Origin of the sequence: Herbaspirillum sp. 1173, from assembly GCF_031455335.1 — a bacterium.
GTDB classification, from domain to species: Bacteria; Pseudomonadota; Gammaproteobacteria; order Burkholderiales; family Burkholderiaceae_D; genus Herbaspirillum; species Herbaspirillum huttiense.
In genome coordinates this window covers 702,185-719,553 of sequence record NZ_JAVDSP010000002.1, presented here as the reverse complement: position 1 = coordinate 719,553, position 17,369 = coordinate 702,185, and the positions used below count along the sequence as shown (strand labels likewise).

Annotated in this window: 16 protein-coding genes; 10 read left to right on the top strand and 6 right to left on the bottom strand. The window is 64.8% G+C overall.

Annotated features, from left to right (window positions below; all coding sequences use genetic code 11):
• Positions 1–3 precede the first annotated feature (3 nt).
• The 3 genes from kdpC (at position 4) to J2X56_RS11260 (ending at position 4,183) form a co-directional block, all read left to right on the top strand.
• On the top strand, positions 4–615 hold the full coding sequence (kdpC, locus tag J2X56_RS11270; protein ID WP_121043713.1) for a potassium-transporting ATPase subunit KdpC: 612 nt from the start codon (positions 4–6) through the stop codon (positions 613–615).
• Positions 616–706: 91 nt separating this feature from the next.
• Positions 707–3,463 (top strand): sensor histidine kinase KdpD, encoded by a 2,757-nt coding sequence (locus J2X56_RS11265; RefSeq protein WP_310160301.1) that lies wholly within the window; start codon positions 707–709, stop codon positions 3,461–3,463.
• 9 nt (positions 3,464–3,472) lie between these two features.
• Positions 3,473–4,183 carry a response regulator gene (locus J2X56_RS11260; RefSeq protein WP_039787013.1) on the top strand — a complete coding sequence of 237 codons (711 nt, stop codon included), beginning with the start codon at positions 3,473–3,475 and terminating at the stop codon, positions 4,181–4,183.
• A gap of 18 nt (positions 4,184–4,201) precedes the next feature.
• On the opposite strand, the gene J2X56_RS11255 is transcribed toward J2X56_RS11260, so the two are convergent.
• The 5 genes from J2X56_RS11255 to J2X56_RS11235 form a co-directional block, all read right to left on the bottom strand.
• Positions 4,202–4,798, bottom strand: a complete 597-nt coding sequence (locus tag J2X56_RS11255) for a hypothetical protein (RefSeq protein WP_227022735.1) — start codon at positions 4,796–4,798, stop codon at positions 4,202–4,204.
• 105 nt (positions 4,799–4,903) lie between these two features.
• On the bottom strand, positions 4,904–5,311 hold the full coding sequence (locus J2X56_RS11250) for a hypothetical protein (protein WP_310160296.1): 408 nt from the start codon (positions 5,309–5,311) through the stop codon (positions 4,904–4,906).
• Between the two features lie 48 nt (positions 5,312–5,359).
• A complete protein-coding gene (locus J2X56_RS11245) occupies positions 5,360–6,223 on the bottom strand; it encodes a TorF family putative porin (RefSeq protein WP_134136612.1) in 864 nt (287 codons plus the stop codon).
• Positions 6,224–6,332: 109 nt separating this feature from the next.
• The gene (locus tag J2X56_RS11240; protein WP_310160290.1) at positions 6,333–7,115 is read right to left on the bottom strand and encodes an enoyl-CoA hydratase; all 783 of its coding nucleotides are present in this window, start codon (positions 7,113–7,115) and stop codon (positions 6,333–6,335) included.
• Between the two features lie 38 nt (positions 7,116–7,153).
• Positions 7,154–7,918 carry a GntR family transcriptional regulator gene (locus tag J2X56_RS11235; RefSeq protein WP_310160288.1) on the bottom strand — a complete coding sequence of 255 codons (765 nt, stop codon included), beginning with the start codon at positions 7,916–7,918 and terminating at the stop codon, positions 7,154–7,156.
• Positions 7,919–8,257: 339 nt separating this feature from the next.
• Between J2X56_RS11235 and J2X56_RS11230 the strand changes: the two genes are divergently transcribed.
• The 7 genes from J2X56_RS11230 to J2X56_RS11200 all read left to right on the top strand — a co-directional run bounded on the left by J2X56_RS11230 (position 8,258) and on the right by J2X56_RS11200 (position 16,300).
• The gene (locus J2X56_RS11230; RefSeq protein WP_051057365.1) at positions 8,258–9,298 is read left to right on the top strand and encodes an ABC transporter substrate-binding protein; all 1,041 of its coding nucleotides are present in this window, start codon (positions 8,258–8,260) and stop codon (positions 9,296–9,298) included.
• A gap of 32 nt (positions 9,299–9,330) precedes the next feature.
• Complete coding sequence (locus J2X56_RS11225) at positions 9,331–10,146, top strand: ABC transporter permease (protein ID WP_034330553.1); 816 nt, start codon at positions 9,331–9,333, stop codon at positions 10,144–10,146.
• 31 nt (positions 10,147–10,177) lie between these two features.
• On the top strand, positions 10,178–10,969 hold the full coding sequence (locus tag J2X56_RS11220) for an ABC transporter ATP-binding protein (protein ID WP_310160284.1): 792 nt from the start codon (positions 10,178–10,180) through the stop codon (positions 10,967–10,969).
• Between the two features lie 11 nt (positions 10,970–10,980).
• Entirely contained in the window at positions 10,981–11,709 is a 729-nt protein-coding gene (locus J2X56_RS11215; RefSeq protein ID WP_039787027.1) for an aspartate/glutamate racemase family protein, read from the top strand.
• Between the two features lie 126 nt (positions 11,710–11,835).
• Positions 11,836–13,260, top strand: a complete 1,425-nt coding sequence (gene hydA, locus J2X56_RS11210) for a dihydropyrimidinase (RefSeq protein WP_310160281.1) — start codon at positions 11,836–11,838, stop codon at positions 13,258–13,260.
• 192 nt (positions 13,261–13,452) lie between these two features.
• Positions 13,453–15,033 (top strand): methyl-accepting chemotaxis protein, encoded by a 1,581-nt coding sequence (locus tag J2X56_RS11205; RefSeq protein WP_134224171.1) that lies wholly within the window; start codon positions 13,453–13,455, stop codon positions 15,031–15,033.
• A 307-nt stretch (positions 15,034–15,340) separates the two neighbouring features.
• Positions 15,341–16,300, top strand: a complete 960-nt coding sequence (locus tag J2X56_RS11200; RefSeq protein WP_121043695.1) for a DMT family transporter — start codon at positions 15,341–15,343, stop codon at positions 16,298–16,300.
• A 10-nt stretch (positions 16,301–16,310) separates the two neighbouring features.
• On the opposite strand, the gene J2X56_RS11195 is transcribed toward J2X56_RS11200, so the two are convergent.
• Positions 16,311–17,216 carry a LysR family transcriptional regulator gene (locus J2X56_RS11195; RefSeq protein ID WP_134136618.1) on the bottom strand — a complete coding sequence of 302 codons (906 nt, stop codon included), beginning with the start codon at positions 17,214–17,216 and terminating at the stop codon, positions 16,311–16,313.
• Positions 17,217–17,369 lie beyond the last annotated feature (153 nt).

The window sequence follows — 17,369 nt, the reverse complement described above, 5'->3', positions numbered from 1 at the left end:
CACATGAAAACCTCGACTCCCCATCCGCTGCGTCCGGCCATCACGCTTTTCATCCTGTTGGGCGTGTTGCTGGGCGGCCTGTATCCGCTGCTGGTGACCGGTCTGGCGCAAGCGTTCTTCCCGCAGCAGGCCAATGGCAGCCTGATCGAACGCCAGGGCCAGGTGGTCGGCTCGGAGCTGATCGGCCAGAACTTCACCAGTCCGGCTTATTTCTGGGGCCGCCCCTCGGCCGCTGGTACCTTCCCCAACAATGGCATGGCCTCCGGCGGCAGCAACCTGGGCCCGACCAACCCGGCCCTGAAGCAGGCCGCTGAAGACCGCGCCAAGGCCTTGCAGGAAGCCGATCCGGACAACAAGGGTGCGATTCCCATTGATTTGCTGACGGCCTCGGCCAGCGGCCTGGATCCGCACATCAGCCCGGCCGCGGCCGAGTACCAGGCCGGTCGCGTCGCCCGTGCGCGTGGCATCACGGTGGAGCAGGTGCGTGCGCTGGTGCGCGTCAACAGCGAGGCACCGCAGTGGGGCCTGTTCGGTGAGCCACGCGTCAATGTGCTCAAGCTGAACCTGGCGCTGGATGCGGCCGCACCCATGCCCAAGACGGAAGCGGCCAAGTAAGCCCTTCGCTGTCTGCAGGATGGCCGGTGGCACGCAACCCGCGTGCCACCGGCTTTTTGCCACTACAATGCAGCAACCCTGAACGCCCGATATGAACACCCGCCCCGATCCCGATGACCTGCTGGAACGCGTGATGCGCGACGAAGAGCGCCAGGCGCGCGGCCGCCTGAAGATCTTCTTCGGCTTCTCGGCCGGTGTCGGCAAGACCTTCGCCATGCTGGAAGCCGCCCAGACGCTGGCTGCACAAGGCACGGATGTGATCGCCGGCGTGGTCGAGACCCATGGCCGCGCCGAGACAGAGGCCCAGCTTGCCGGCCTCGCGCGCCTGCCCATGCGCATGGTGCCCTACCGTGATCGCCAGCTGCCCGAGTTCGACCTGGATGCCGCACTGGAGCGCAAGCCCGGCGTGATCCTGGTCGACGAACTGGCGCACTCCAACGTGCCCGGCTCGCGCCATGCCAAGCGCTGGCAGGACATCGACGAACTGCTGCGTGCCGGCATCGATGTCTACACCACCCTCAACGTGCAACACATCGAAAGTCTCAACGACGTGGTCGGCCAGATCACCGGTATCCGCGTCTTCGAGACGGTGCCCGATCATGTCTTCGATGAAGCCGACGATGTCATGCTGGTGGATATTCCGCCCGATGAATTGCTGGCCCGCCTGCAGCAGGGCAAGGTCTACCTGCCGCAGCAGGCCGAGAAGGCCGGACGCCATTTTTTCCGCAAGGGCAACCTGATCGCGCTGCGCGAGATTGCCTTGCGCCGTACCGCGGACCGGGTCGACGCCGACATGCGCCAGTACCGCGCCGACCGCTCCATCGCCCAGCTGTGGCAGGCGCGCGAGCGCATCGTGGTGGCGGTCGGCAGCGGGGCCGGCGAGGAACGCCTGATCCGCGAAGCGGCCCGCCTGGCCGCCAAGCTGCAGGCCGAATGGCTGGCAGTCCACGTGGATCTGCCGGGCCAGCGCCAGGCGATGGAGGCGCGCGAACGCGTGGTCTCTTATCTGAAACTGGCGCAATCCCTGGGCGCGGAAACGGCCAGCATCAGCGGGGAGGAATTGTCCGCCGCGTTGCTGCAATTCGCCCGCAGCCGCAATGCCGGCAAGCTGGTGATCGGCCAGGAAGAGGGTGGCCTGCGCCAGCTGCTGCGCTGGCCGCGCGGCACCCTGGCCCAGCGCATCGCCCGCAGCGGCGGCGAGATCGACCTCTACACCATCGCCCGCAGCCGCACCCGCGTGCAGCAGGAACAGGCCCGCACCGACAGTGCGGCCAGCGCCGCCGAAGCCCTGCTCACGCGCCGCCGCCGCACGCGTGGCACGCTGTGGGCCGTGGCCAGTTGCATGGCCACCACGACGCTGGCCTTCGTGCTCGATGGCAAGCTGCATCCGGCCAACGTCATCATGCTCTACCTCGTGGGTGTGATGCTGGTGGCGATGCGCTATGGCCGCGCGGCTTCGGCGCTGGTATCGGTGCTGTCGGTGCTGTCCTTCGATTTCTTCTTCGTCGATCCGCGTTTTTCCATCACGGTGTCGGACGCGCAGTACCTGCTGACGCTGGCGGTGATGCTGGCGGTGTCGCTGTTCATCAGCTCGCTCACCGCGCGCCTGCGCCGCCAGGCCAGCGTGGCCATGCAGCGCGAAGGACGCGCCGCCAATCTCTACATGCTGGGCAAGGAATTGTCGGCGCTGCTGACGCTGGACCAGATCCTGGAAATCGGCCGCCGTCATCTGGCCGCCGTGTTCGGGGCGCGCATCGCCTTCTTCCTGCCCGACAGCGCCGACCAGCTGCGCCTGGCCGAGCCCGAGCAGGACAGCGGCGGTCCGCACGTCCTCAAAAGCGTGGACGCGGGCGTGGCGCAATGGGTCTACGACAACGGCCAGGCCGCCGGCAAGGGCACGGCCACCTTGCCCTCCGCAGCGGCGCTGTACCTGCCGCTGACGGCCACCATGCGCACGCGTGGCGTGCTGGCCTTTGCCATCGAAGGCGCCAGTGAAGAGGAGCGCCAGCTGGCTGCCGCGCAACTGGCCCTGCCCGAGAATCGCCAGATGCTGGAAATTTTCTGCTCGCAGATCGCCATGGCCATCGAGCGCCTGCACTATGCCGAGGTGGCCCAGGATGCGCTGGTGACCATGGAATCGGAACGCCTGCGCAATTCGCTGCTCTCGGCCATCTCGCATGACCTGCGCACGCCGCTGACCTCGCTGGTGGGCAGCGCCGACGTGCTGGCTGCCAACGAGCGCCTGGATGAGGATGCCCGCGCCATGGCGCGCACCATCAGCGAACAGTCGCAGAAGATGGTCGGGCTGATGAACAACCTGCTGGACATGGCGCGCCTGCAGGCAGGCGTGGTGACCTTGAATCGCCAATGGAATGCGCTGGAAGAATTGACCGGCTCGGCCCTGCGCCTGCTCTCCAAAGCATTGGAAGGGCGCCAGGTGGAAACGCGCATCGCGCCGGACCTGCCGCTCTTGCGCGTGGACGCGGTATTGCTGGAACGGGTGCTGGCCAACCTGGTGGAAAATGCCATCAAGTATTCGCCTGCCGGCAGCCCCATCGCCATCAGTGCGCACGTGGAAGACAGCGATGGCCAGCCCCAGGTCAAGGTCTGCGTGAGCGATCACGGGCGCGGCTTTCCGCCGGCCATGACGCAGCACGCCTTTGAAAAATTCACGCGCGGCGACAATGAATCGTCCACCCCCGGCGTCGGCCTGGGCCTGGCGATCTGCCGTGCCATCATCGAGGCGCATCAGGGCCGCATCTGGATCGCGCCGCAGGAAGCCGGGCAGGGTGCGACCGTCTGCTTCATGCTGCCGGTGGAAACGCAACCCGCCCTGCCGGAGGAATAAGGACACCCCATGCAAGAACACGCAGGCAACATCGTCTTCATCGAAGATGATCCGCACATCCGCAAACTGGTCAGGAGTGCGCTCGAACAGGAGGGCTTCATCGTCCACGAAGCCAAGAGCGCACGCGAAGGCGTCACCGAAGCGGGGACCCGCAAGCCTGACCTCATCATCCTCGACCTCGGTCTGCCCGATGGCGACGGCAAGCAGGTCATCAGCGAGATCCGCAACTGGAGCAGCGTGCCCATCGTGATCCTCTCGGCCCGCACGCAGGAGTCCGAGAAGGTGGAAGCGCTCGATGCCGGCGCCGACGACTACCTGGTCAAGCCCTTCGGCATGCCCGAGCTGCTGGCCCGCATGCGCGCGCAATTGCGCCGCCATGCGCGGGCGTCAGGCGCAGGGCAGTCCAGCGGCCGCTATCGTCTTGGGGATGTGGTGGTGGACCTGCCGGCCCGCAGCGTGAGCCGCAACGGCGAGGCGCTGCACCTGACGCAGATCGAATATCGTCTGCTGGCCACCCTGCTGCGCGATGCCGGGCGCGTCATCACGCACCGGCAATTGCTCGTGGCCGGATGGGGTCCTTCGCATGCGGAGGATGGCCACTACCTGCGCATCTACATGCAGCGCCTGCGCCAGAAACTGGAACGCGATGCGGCCCAGCCGGTGCACATCCTCACCGAAATCGGCGTGGGCTATCGGGTGGCCGATGTGGTGGCCGAATGAAACTGAAGTGAACCGGCCTCAGGGCCAGTTCAGCAGCGGCAGGGCCAGTACCACCATCACGATGCAGCCCAGATTGAGCAGCAGACGCTGGCGCTTGAGCACGAACGAGAGCAGCCACGCCCCGGCCAGAAAGACGATGAAGTTGGCCAGGTATTGCTTGCCCGCAGCGGCCACCGGCAGTTCCGGCGCATCGGCCAGTCCCGAGAATTTCCAGGCGCAGACCAGGGCCGCCAGCACGGCGCAGTTGAAATAGGTATTGACGGTCGGGAAGCTTTCTTCCAGATGATCGGAGACCTCCACGCTCTCGCAGCGGCCTTCGCGATAGAGCGCTTCCAGCCAGTGCCGTTCACCACGCCAGCGATAGAGCAGGGTGCCGTCTTCGCGCGTCTCCTGGGCATGCGGGGTGCCGAGCCGCGCGTTCATGAACTCAGGTGCGGTGTTGCGCCATTCGGCGGTCTGGGCGGCGCGGAAGCGTTGTTCCAGCGCGCGCGCCTTGCGGCGTCGGCCCAGTTGCTTCAGGGCCAGCTGGGCCAGGGCCAGGGAATTGAACAGGTAGATCCACTGCAGGATGGTGGCGTAGTCGGCTTGCATGGGCAGGTCGGTCAGTAGGGGCATCGATAAGGATGCCGCATCTTGCCGTCAGCCCGCCCGATTGTCCAGCCCGGCTGTGGATTCAGGACCGAAACGCCCGAGGGGCGGTGGTTCTAGCGTGATATGAACCTAAAGATCCCCCCAGATATCAATCTGGCGGCGGATCTGCCCGGTGCGTGCATCGCAGATGAAGAGTACTTCCCGCAGGGCATGGCGCACCACGTAGCGGAAGTATTCGTGGTCGGTGCGAGCCACGAATTCCTCGCTCTCGATCTTGCCGGGCATGAAGGCACTGATCTGCTGTCGGCACTCGCCGCGGTGCTGCAGGGCCTGCGGCGAGGGACCGTAGTCTTCCGGTGCGCGGTAGGGCGCAACGGCCTGGGTGAGCGGCGCGATGCTGGCGCAGAGCACGAAGATCAGCAGCGCCACCAGCACGCAGCGATAGCGCCGGCGCTGGGCGGTACGCAGGAACAGATGGCGCGGCGAGAGCGGGTGGAGGCGATCCTCGCCACGTTTCCAGTGCAGACGGCTACGCATGATGATGCACCTCCTTGTGATGTTCTCTTGTCAGAAGACGGACAGGGCTCAGAAGCTCTTGTTGACCGAAGCGATCCACTGGTTGCTGCCGATGTTCTTGCCACGCAGGGTGTAGCCGGCGTCGGGCGCATTGCTGCCGGTCCAGGCCAGCCCCAGCACGTAGCCGGAGAAGTCGCGCGTGAGGCCCAGCTTCCAGTCGGTATAAGAGAGGTTGGAAGCATTGGAGCCGGTATAGCGCTGGCGGCCGATGTGGGCCAGTCCGGTGATGCCGGCAAAGAGTTCATGCGTCACGGACAGGTCGGCATAGGTACTGCCGCGCGTATCGGCATTGCCGAAGGTATTGCCGGTGCTGTACGAATACTTGAAGGCGATCCACTTGGCATCCACGCCGAGGTAGACCTCGGTGGTATCGGGTTTGGTCATGCCGGCCGGATAGCTGCCGGGATAGGCGTAGTGCAGCACGCCGATGTCGCCGGTGAGCCAGTCGGTGAGCGCCGGTTTCCAACCGCCGTAGACATCGGCTTCGAGGCTGGCCGAGGCGGCCGGGTTGGTATCCGAGATCCAGCTGATGTTGGACATCCAGACACCGGCATACAGGCCATTGTCATGGGTCAGATCGAAGCCGCCTTGCAGGGCCGGTTTCTGGTTGGTCTGGGTGGTGCCGCGGAAGACGTACTGGCTGACGATGCCGATGTTGCCGGCCAGGTGCAGCGGAGAGGCGTTGGCATCGGGGGTGGCCGGTGCGGCTTCCTGCGCCTGGGCCGGTGCGATCACGGCGATGGCCAGCAGCGCGCCGGCGGCGGCCAGGGTAGCCAGACCGGCCAGTTGCGCATTGCGCAGGCGGCGCTGGCCCAGCGGTGCCATGTCTTGCTGTGCGGGATCCTGGATGTGTTGTTGGGTGCGGCGATTCATGATGCTGGTGGCTCCGTGGGTTGAAGAGCCGCAAGCTTAGAATCGCCGGCGTTTAATCCTGGTAAAACTTGAACCCGGTCCCGTAAACTTCACATAAAGAAGCGCCAGCTCATTCCCACTGCGGCGGCCGCTTCTCCAGAAACGCCTGTATCCCCTCCATCGCCTCCGCATCCATGATGTTGCAGGCCATCACCTCGGCTGCATGCGCATAGGCATCGGGCAGCGCCATCATCTGCTGGCGGTACACCATGGCCTTGCCGCGCGCAATCGAGATGGCAGGCTTGCTGCAGATCTCGCGCGCCAGCGCTTCGGTGGCCGCATCGAGTTCATCCGCACGCACCGCCTGGTTGATGAGTCCCCATTGCGCGGCGGTGTCGGCATCGATGAATTTGCCGGTCACCAGCATCTCGAAGGCGCGCTTGATCGGCAGGTTGCGCGTCAAGGCCACCGCCGGGGTGGAACAGAACAAACCGACGTTGATGCCCGAGACCGCAAAGCGCGCAGCCTCGCTGGCCACTGCCAGGTCGCAGGCCGCCACCAGCTGGCAGCCGGCTGCCGTGGCCAGTCCCTGTACCTTGGCGATGACCGGCACCGGCAGCGCGCGCAAGGACTGCATCAGGCGGCTGCAACGATCAAACAATTGCTGGTAATACGCCTGCTCGGGCGTGGCGCGCATCTCGCGCAGGTCATGGCCGGCGCAGAAGGCGCGGCCGTTGGCGGCCAGGATCACGCAGCGTACCTGCGGGTCCTGCGCCAGTGCATCGAGCTGCGCCTGCAAGGCCTCCAGCATCGCTTCGGAGAGCGCATTGAATTGCGCCGGCCGGTTCAGGGTGAGGGTGGTGATGCCCTGGACGTCATGGCGCAGCAACAGGTTCTGGCTTGCGTCTTGCATGGTGTCTCCTCCATTGGTGATGGGCGCCGTGTGTTGCCTTACACCATGCCCAGCAATGTTTCCAGATCTTCGTCCTCGCCCTGCGGCGCGGACATGTCGAGCACGCTTTCAATGTGATGCAGGTGCGCCAGCATGGTCGCCACGGCGTCTTCGGTGCGGCCGGCGGAGATGGCGTCGATGATGTCGCCATGGTCGTCGTGGGTGCAGGCCGGCACCGTCGGCGAATCGTACAGCACGATGATGAGACAGGTCAGCGATGCCAGCTCGCGCATCATCTTGCTCATCACCGGGTTGTCCACCATGTCGGCGATACGGATGTGGAATTCGCCCGAGAGCCGGATGATGGCGCGCCGGTCATTGCTGGCGCGGGCCTGCGCTTCTTCGGCCACGTGGGCACGCAACAGCGCGATGTGCTCGGGCCGCGTGTGCTCGCACAGGTGGCGCAGCAGCGCCGGTTCCAGCAGGCGGCGCGCGGCAAAGATGTTGCGCGCCTCTTCCGGCGTCGGGCTGGCCACGAAGGCGCCGCGATTGGGGATGGTCGTGATCAGGCCCTCATGCGCCAGCCGCGCCAGCACCTCGCGCACCCGCGTGCGGTTCACGCTGAAGATGCCGGCCAGCTTCTCCTCGACCAGCTTGGTGCCCGGCGTGAGGCGGTGTTCCATGATGGCCCCGACGATGCGCTCATAGATGGCGTCGCCGGCCAGCGGGCGCACGCTGAAGGCCTGGCCGGGCAGGGGGCTGGTGTCCGGATGCTCGTGCTTGCTGGTTTTCTTGCGGGGGCTGCTGGCGGAAGTCGGGCGCATGGGTCTCTGTGATGACATGGGTTTGCCCGCCATGATAGCGGAAAATTGTGGGAATAGATTGTCACAAAATAGGGTGATGAATGTTGCACTCTTGCGGGGCGGATTTGTGCTCCGGCTTGGCTGGATTGGATTGCTTTGGTGCGTGCGCTCTCGTTTCTCGTCGGCAATTGAAGTCGGAAAATTCTATGGAAAAGCCCGTTGCAAAAGGGATTTGGGACGATTTCCCAAACCGTGCGACAGGCGTTTTTCAAGCTGGCACAGGCTTTGCATAAACGGTGGCAATAGAAAACAGGATTGTCACAAAATAATTCGTTCCGATTGTCCACCTGGGAGAAAACCATGCAACAGCAAGTCCGCAAGTCCCCCTCCGGCCTGTTCTTCAAGGCGCTTGCCCTGGCCGGCCTCGTGGCCTGCAGTACATTGGGCGCCGGTTCGGCCATGGCCCAGGCCAAGCCCAAGATCAAGCTGGCCTATGCCAAGTGTGCGCATTGCATGTCCATGGCCATGGTGCCGGGGCTGGCGCAGAACGTGGAGATCGAAGGCATCAACTTCACCGCCGGCAGCGATGCGCTGACTGCGCTGGTCTCCAAGAGCGTGGACATCGCCCAGGTCACCTACCTGGCCTACGTCAGCGGTCTGGACAAGGGCTTTGATCTGGTGGCCGTGTCGGGCCAGGTCAACGGCGGTTCGGAGATGCTGGTCGGCAAGGACAGCAAGCTGGCCTCGGATGACTGGGCCGGCCTCAAGAAGCTGATCGCGCAATACAAGGCCGAAGGCAAGCCCTTCCGCATCGCCGCCTCGCGCGGCAATGCGCAGGACCTGCACATGCGGGGCGAACTGGCCGGCCACGGCATCGATCCGTCCAAGGACGTGCAGTTCGTCAACATCCCCAATCCCTCGGACCACGCCGCCGCACTCTCGCGCGGCGAGGTGGAACTGATCTGCTCGGTCGAACCCTTCGCGTCGCAGATCCGCATGACCGGGGTTGGCAAGCATTTTGCGTATCCGTATGACCAGGCGGCGGGGCGTCTGACCAACCTGATCGTCACCCGTTCGGATGTCATCAAGGAGCATCCGGCCGAGGTCAAGGAAACCGTGGCCGCCGTAGTCAGGCTGGTGGATGGCCTGCAGAAGGACAAGCAGGGCTGGATCAACAGCATCGTCAAGGGCACCGGCCTCGATCCCAAGATCGCCACCGAAGCCCTCAACAATGCCTATCCCGACTACCGCATGTACCGCACGCAAACCAAGGCCATCGCCGGGATGATGAAGGATCTGAAATACGTTTCTACCGACGTGTCTGCGCTGGCCGAGAAGAACATGGACTACAGCTTTCTGATGAGCGTGACCGGCAAGCCCAAGACCGAACTCGGTTATTGATTCAAGACGACACTAGCCCCCAAGGAAAGATCATGAGCGGATGGAAGCAATCCCTGTCGGAAGCCAAGTGGCGCTTTGCGGTGCCGCTGTTGCTGGTGCTGTTCTGGGAGGCCTTCTCCCGCTCGGGCGTGATTCCGGCGTCGCTGCTGCCGGCACCCTCGCGGGTGTTCGCCACCTGGATGGACTGGATCTTCGGCATCAATGAAGCGGCCCAGGACAGCAGCGGCAAATGGATCTACGACGCCATGGCCAGCTGCCTGCGCGTGACCGCCGGCTACCTCATCGCGGCGCTCTCGGGCATCGCCCTGGGCGTGGCCATCGGCTGGTGGCGCTGGGTCGAGCGCACCATCGAACCGACGGTGCAGATGCTGCGGCCGATTCCGCCGGTGTCGTGGATTCCGCTGGCCATCATCTGGTTCGGCATCGCCAACAAGCCGGCCATCTTCCTGGTGTTCCTGGGGGCCTTCTTCCCGATCCTGATGAATACCGTCCACGGCGTCAAAACCGCCGACCGCAATCTGCTGCGCGCAGCCGCCATGGCCGGTGCAAAGCAGAGCCAGTTGCTGCGTTTCGTGATCCTGCCGGCCGCCATGCCCAGCATCTTTGCGGGCCTGCGCATCGGCATCGGCAGCGCCTGGATGCTCACTGTCACCGCCGAGATGGTGGCCGTCAAGAGCGGGCTCGGCTATGCGCTGTGGGATTCGTATTACTTCCTGCGCTATGACCTGGTGATCGCGGCCATGATCAGCATCGGCCTGCTGGGTTTCCTGGCCGACTGGATCCTCAAGCAGATCATGCATTCCATGCTGCGCTGGCAGCACGTGGCCACCGTGCAGGGCAAGGCCTGAGCACGCATTCAACCATCAAGGACATCGCATCATGGCATTCATCGAATTGAACGATATCGTCAAGGTCTTCAAGGACCGCAAGCGCGGCACCGACATGCTGGCCATCGACCACGTGAGCCTGCGTCTGGAGAAGAAGGAATTCCTCTGCCTGCTCGGCCCCTCCGGTTGCGGCAAGTCCACGCTGCTGAACATGATCGCCGGTTTTGAATTCCCGACCACCGGCGTGGTCACGGTGGCCGGCAAGCCCATCACCGGCCCCGGCGCGGATCGCGGCATGGTGTTCCAGCAGGCCAACCTCATGCCCTGGCTGCCGGTGTGGGACAACGTCGCCTTCTCGCTCAAGCTGCAGGGCAAGAGTGCGGCCGAGCGGCGCGCGGCGGCCCAGCCCTTCATCGAGACGGTCAAGCTCAAGGGCTTCGAGAACCACTATCCGAGCGAACTCTCGGGCGGCATGGCGCAGCGGGTTGGCATTGCCCGCGCGCTGTTGCAGAACCCCTCGGTGATCCTGATGGACGAACCCTTCGCCGCCCTCGATGCGCAGACCAAGATGGAGATGCAGGAAGAACTGGTGGCCCTGTGGCAGCGCTACGAGGGCACCATCGTCTTCGTCACCCACAGCGTCGACGAAGCCCTGATCCTGGCCACCAAGGTGGCGGTGATGACGCATCGTCCGGGTCGCATGCGCGAGCTGATCGACATCGACCTGCCGCGTCCGCGCGATACCACCACGCCCGAATTCAACCAGTACAAACGCCACGTGCTGAGCCTGATCCGCGAGGAATCGGCGCTGGCCCATGCCGACGCTGCACTGCTGGCAGCCTGAAAGGAAACAAGATGATCCCACGCACCCTGCTCGGCATGCTCACGCCGTCCTCCAACACCACGCTGGAGCCCGTCACCACGGCCATGCTGGCCGATATCCCGGAAGCCAGCGCCCACTTTGGCCGCTTCCGCGTGACCGAGATCGCGCTGTCCAACCAGGCGCTGGCGCAGTTCGACGATAGTGAAATCCTGCGCGCCGCCGAACTGCTCTCGCATGCCAAGGTCGGCAGCATCGCGTGGAATGGCACGTCCTCGGGCTGGCTGGGTTTCGATGCCGATGAACGCCTGTGCCGCCGCATCACCGAAGCCACCGGCATTCCGGCCTGCACCTCGGTGCTGGCCCTGAACGAAATCTTCGATCTCACCGGGGTGAAACGCTTCGGGCTGGTCACGCCTTACCTGGACGACGTGCAGGCCGCCATCATCAAGAACTATGCGGCCTCGGGCCTGGAGTGCGTCTCCGAACGCCACCTGCGCAAGCAGGACAATTTCTCCTTCTCCGAAGTGGGGGCGCAAGAGCTGCGCGCCATGGTGCATGAGGTGGCCAAAGACAAACCGCAGGCCATCACCATCTTCTGCACCAACTTGCGCGGTGCGCCGCTGGTGGAAGAACTGGAGCGCGAGGTCGGCATCCCGATCTACGACACCATCTCCACCGTGGTGTGGAAATCGCTGCAGCAGGCCGGTGCCGATCCCTCGCGCATTCGCGGCTGGGGCAGCCTGTTCCGCGACGTGCGCTAACGCTCACGCTGGCGCGGGCACCGGCACCGGCCGCATCGGCGGCCTCTTCCATTTTCATCTTCAGTCTCACGCCCCGGCGCATGCCGGCGGCGCGGGGTGAACCACGCTTGTTCGAAAGGAATACGGATGGACAGCTTTGACCTGGTGATCCGCAACGGCACTGTTGCAACGGCCTCCGACATCATGCAATGCGACGTCGGCATCAAGGACGGCAAGGTCGCCATGCTGGGACGGGGCCTGCCGCCCGGCCGCGAGGAGATCGATGCCAGCGGCAAGCTGGTGCTGCCCGGCGGCGTGGATGCGCATTGCCACCTGGACCAGCCGATGGAAGAGGGCCTGCGCATGGCCGACGATTTCCGCAGCGGCACCATCTCGGCCGCCTGCGGCGGCACCACCACGGTGATCCCGTTTGCGGCCCAGGCCAAGGGCGGCTCGCTGCGCGCGGCGGTGGAGGATTATCATCGCCGCGCCGAGGGCAAGGCGGTGATCGACTATGCCTTCCACATGATCGTCAGCGACCCCAGCGAAGAGGTGCTCAAGAACGAACTGCCGCAACTGGTGCGCGAGGGCTATACCTCCTTCAAGATCTACATGACCTATGACGATCTCAAGCTCAATGACCGCCAGATCCTCGACCTGCTGGCGCTGGCGCGGCGGGAAGGCGCGCTGGTCATGGTGCATGCGGAAAACGCCGACTGCATCGGCTGGCTCACCGAGCAGCTGGAAGAGGCCGGCCTGACCGCGCCCAAATATCACGCCCACTCGCGCCCGATGATGGTGGAGCGCGAAGCCACCCATCGCGCCATTGCGCTCTCGGAGCTGGTGGATGTGCCCATCCTGATCGTGCATGTCTCCGGCCGCGAGGCCATCGAACAGATCCGCTGGGCGCACGGCCACGGCCTGCGCATCCACGCCGAGACCTGCCCGCAATACCTGGTGCTGACGGCGGATCACCTCGATGACGGCTACCACGGTGCCAAGTGCGTCTGCAGCCCGCCGCCGCGCGACAAGGCCAACCAGCAATATGTCTGGGATGGCCTGGCCAGCGGGCTGTTCACGGTGTTCTCTTCGGACCATGCGCCCTTCCGCTATGAAGATCCGCAAGGCAAGAAGCCGGGCGGCAAGGAGGTGCCGTTCCGCTACATCCCCAATGGCACGCCGGGACTGGAGACGCGCATGCCCATCCTGTTCTCCGAAGGCGTGGGCAAGGGCCGCATCGATCTCAACCGCTTCGTGGCCCTGACCGCCACCGACCCGGCCAAGATGTATGGCCTTTATCCGCGCAAGGGCACCATTGCCATCGGCAGCGATGCCGACATCGCCGTCTGGGATCCGCATCGCCAGGTCACGGTCAGCAACAGCATGCTCCATCACGACGTCGACTACACCCCCTATGAAGGCATGCAGCTGACGGGCTGGCCGGTGCTCACGCTCTCACGCGGCGAGATTGTCTGGCGCGATGGTGAGGCACTGGGCACACCGGGGCGCGGGCAATTCCTCCCCTGCGGCTTGCCGGATCCGGCCCGGCCCAAGGTGCAGATTCCTGACTAACAGGAATTTATAAATAATTTATCGATTAATTGTCAGTTTGGCCTTTAGCGCGCGTGTTGCAAGCCGTAATCTGCATGGGGGGAGGATCGCCATGCATTGCCTGGCGGCAAGCTGGGGCCGCGTGGTCGTGTCATTCCCGCCAATGACGTTCCGTTCGACATTTCCGACAACGACCACGCCTCCACGCCCATGATGAATCGACTCTCGCTGAAGAAAAAACTCTGGCTACCCCTGGTGTTTTCCTGGATAGCCTTGCTGTTCCTCTCCGTCTGGCACGCCTACCAGACTCGTGACCTGCAGATCGCCGAACGCCAGCGCGGCCTGGAGGACGTGACCGAAATGGCCTATACCACCGTGGCCGGCTTCGCCAAGCTGGAGGCCGACGGCAAGCTCTCCCGCGCCGAGGCGCAGCAAGGCGCCATCGCCCGCGTGCGCGACCAGCGCTATACCGGCGACGGCTACGCCACCCTGGTGGGTGCGGACTCCACCATCGTCATGCATCCCATCAACACCAAGCTCGATGGCCGCAACATGCTCTCCTTCAAGGATGCCAAGGGCAACGAGCTCTACAAGATGATCGCCGCAGCCGGTGCCTCGCCGGCCGGCAAGGGTTTCCTCGAATACTGGTGGCCGCGCCCCGGCAGCGACAAGCCGAGTCCCAAGATGGGCTTCGTCAAGCGTTTCAAGCCTTGGAATTGGGACCTGATCTGCAGCGTCTATTCCGATGACATCGAGGCCGACTTCCGCCGCGCCCTGGTACAGGCCGTCGTGGTACTGGTGGCCTTGGGCGTGCTGCTGTCCATCATCGCCGGACTGGTCTCGCGCAACATCTTCCGCTCCATCGGCGGCGAGCCCGCCGAAGCCGCCGAGATGGCCCGCAAGATCGCCGGCGGCGACCTCACCGGCACCATCCGCACCAGCGGCGGCGACCAGCACAGCCTGGTGGCGGCCGTGGCCTACACGCGTGACCGCCTGGTCGATACCGTGCAGGGCATCCAGGGCGCGACCACCTCCATCAAGACCTCGGTCGATGAAATCGCCAACGGCAACATGGACCTCTCCAACCGCACCGAGCAGCAGGCCGGTTCGCTGGAGGAGACTGCCTCCGCGATGGAAGAGCTGACCTCCACCGTCAAGCAGAACGCCGCCAATGCCCAGCACGCCAACGAGCTGGCCTCGGGGGCTGCCAAGGTGGCGATCCAGGGCGGCGAAGTGGTGGGGCAGGTGGTGCAGACCATGGCCTCCATCAATGCCTCCTCGCGCAAGATCGTGGACATCATCAGCGTCATCGACGGCATCGCCTTCCAGACCAATATCCTGGCCCTGAATGCCGCCGTGGAAGCGGCGCGCGCCGGTGAGCAGGGGCGCGGCTTTGCCGTCGTCGCTTCCGAAGTGCGCTCGCTGGCCCAGCGTTCGGCCGCAGCTGCCAAGGAGATCAAGCAGCTGATCGATGACTCGGTCGGCAAGGTCGATGCCGGTACCCACCTGGTGCAGCAGGCCGGGCAGACCATGCAGGAAGTGGTGGCCAGCATCCAGGGCGTCTCCACGGTCGTCAGCGAGATCGCCACCGCCAGCCACGAGCAGAGCGCCGGCATCGAACAGGTCGGTGAAGCCATCACCCAGATGGATGAAACCACCCAGCAGAATGCCGCCCTGGTGGAACAGGCCGCCGCCGCCGCGCAGTCGCTGCAGGAGCAGGCCGACAAGCTGGTCAATCTGGTCGGCGTCTTCACCCTGGATCGACAGGGGCAGGGGGGCTTGGCCGTGCGCTGAGGCTGGGCGGCCGCCTGGCCGCTTTTTCCTTCACATCGACCAAAAGCGGGGCGGTTGCTGCGGGACGGCAGGCCGCCCTTTTTACATGGGGCGCTCGCCGGCCCGCAGTGGTGCATGCTGCACCAAATGCGTTATCGCGGATAAATAATTTTCAAAAACACGATTTGGCAGCAGGAAGTGCTGCCAGGAGCGTTTCCTGCCATCAAACACGGCAGCACTATTGGCCGCCTCTTCTCTACCATGGGAGCCGTTTGGATGCGCTGCAGCATGCCTGCTGCAACGCGCCGTTTCCCCTCTGGAGCCCCTGATGTCCACCGCCATTGCCGCACCCGCCCGATCCGCCAGCCCCGCTTCCTCCCGGCCGCAGCCGATGAGCCGGCTGTTCCTGGTGTGCGTGGTGGTGGCGATCTGCATCTGGGGCGGCAACTGGCCGGTGATGAAGTTCGGCAGCCAGTTCATCCCGCCGCTGTGGTTTGCGGCCAGCCGTTTCCTGTCGGCGGCCATCCTCAGTTTCATCATCGCCGCAGCCCTCGGCAAGCTGCGCCTGCCCACCCGCCAGGAGTGGCCGGTGGTGGCCGGGGTGGGCGTGCTGCAGATGGGCCTGTTCACGGCGCTGGTGACCGGCGCGCTGCACTTCGTCATGCCGGGCCGCGCTTCGCTGATCGCCTATGCCACCTCGATCTGGGTGGTGCCGGGCGCAGCCCTGGTGTTGAAGCACAAGCTGAGCACCCAGCAATCGCTGGCCACCGTCTGCAGCTATGCGGGCATGGCCGTGATCGTGCTGCCGGCACTGCTGCATGCGGACATGCACAGCATGATCGGCTACCTGATGCTGGGCGCGGCGTCGCTGTCCTGGGCCATGAACATCCTGCAGATCAAGATGACGCCGGGCGTGAAGCTGGACTTCGACCTGCTGCCCTGGCAGACCCTGGTGGCCGCCGTGCCGCTGTGCGTGCTGGCGCTGCTGGTGGACGGTGCACCGACCTTCCTGGCCGATCCGCACTCCTGGGGCGTGATTGCCTACACCGGTCCGCTGGCTACTGCGCTGACCTTCCTGATCGTGCTGCAGATGACCCAGCGCCTCTCGCCGGTGACGGTGTCGGTGTGCATGCTTGGGGTGCCGGTGGTGGGCCTGACGCTGTCCTCGCTGATCTTCGGCGAGACGCTCTCGGCGGACCTGCTGCTGGGCATGGGCCTGCTGTGCCTGGGCCTGGTGTTGCCGGCGCTGCCGTCGCTGGGTTTGCGCCGCGTGCTCAGCAAGGCTTGATGTTTTCTGACTAGCGATCGGTGAGATAACGCGCAACGCGCTCACCGAGCAATTCACGCAGGGCACGCACGGTGGGCGAGAGGCTCATCCGGTGCGTGCACACCAGATTCAGCGGCGAGGCCTCGCCCTGGTAATCCTCCATCAACGCTTCCAGTTTTCCGTTGCGCAGGTCGGCCAGCACGTCCAGCCGCGACTTGTAGGCAATGCCCCGGCCCTCCACGGCCCAGCGGTGTACCAGTTCGCCATCGTCGCAGACGCGGTCGCCGCTGACCTGCACTTGTACCGGCGCACCGTCCTTGAAGAAGGTCCATTGCGAATGCAGCATGTCCGACAGCAGATAGCGCAGGCAATTGTGCTGGCGCAGGTCGGCCGGCGTGCGCGGGCGGCCGTGGCGAGCCAGGTAATCGGGCGAGGCGCACAGCACGCGGCGGTTGTCCGGGGCCAGGGGCAGGGCCACCAGGCTGGAATCTTCCGGCGGGCTGTAGCGGATGGCTACTTCCACCGGCTGGCGGAACATGTCAGCCACGCGGTCGCTGATGCGTACCTGCAGGCTCACTGCCGGATGCTGGGCGAGGAATTCATCGAGCCACTGGCACATCAGGTTGCGCCCGAGATCGGAGGGCACCGACAGTGACAGGTTGCCGCCGACCACGCGCCGGCCATGGGCCACGGCATCGCGTCCGGCATTGACTTCCGCCAGCACGTTGCGGGCGTATTGCAGGTAGCGTTCGCCATCGGGTGTCAGGCGCAGGCTGCGGGTGGAGCGCGCCAGCAGGCGTGCGCCAAGTTCGCCTTCGAGGCGCTTCATGGCGGCACTGGCCACGGCCGGGGTGACATCGTGCTGGCGGGCAGCGGCGGAGAGGCTGCCGTTGTCGGCGGCACAGACGAAGATGGCGAGGTCTTCCAGGCGGATCATGAGCGGGAACGATGAAGAAGACGAATCAAAGCGCTCATTCTACTTTCAATTTATTTTTGAAAATGTTTCTGCCACGCTCCGCTTTTTTGAAACCGCATCCTGCCCGATGATGTCATTCAAGCCGCAGTCGATCATTGATGCGCATTTCAGAGC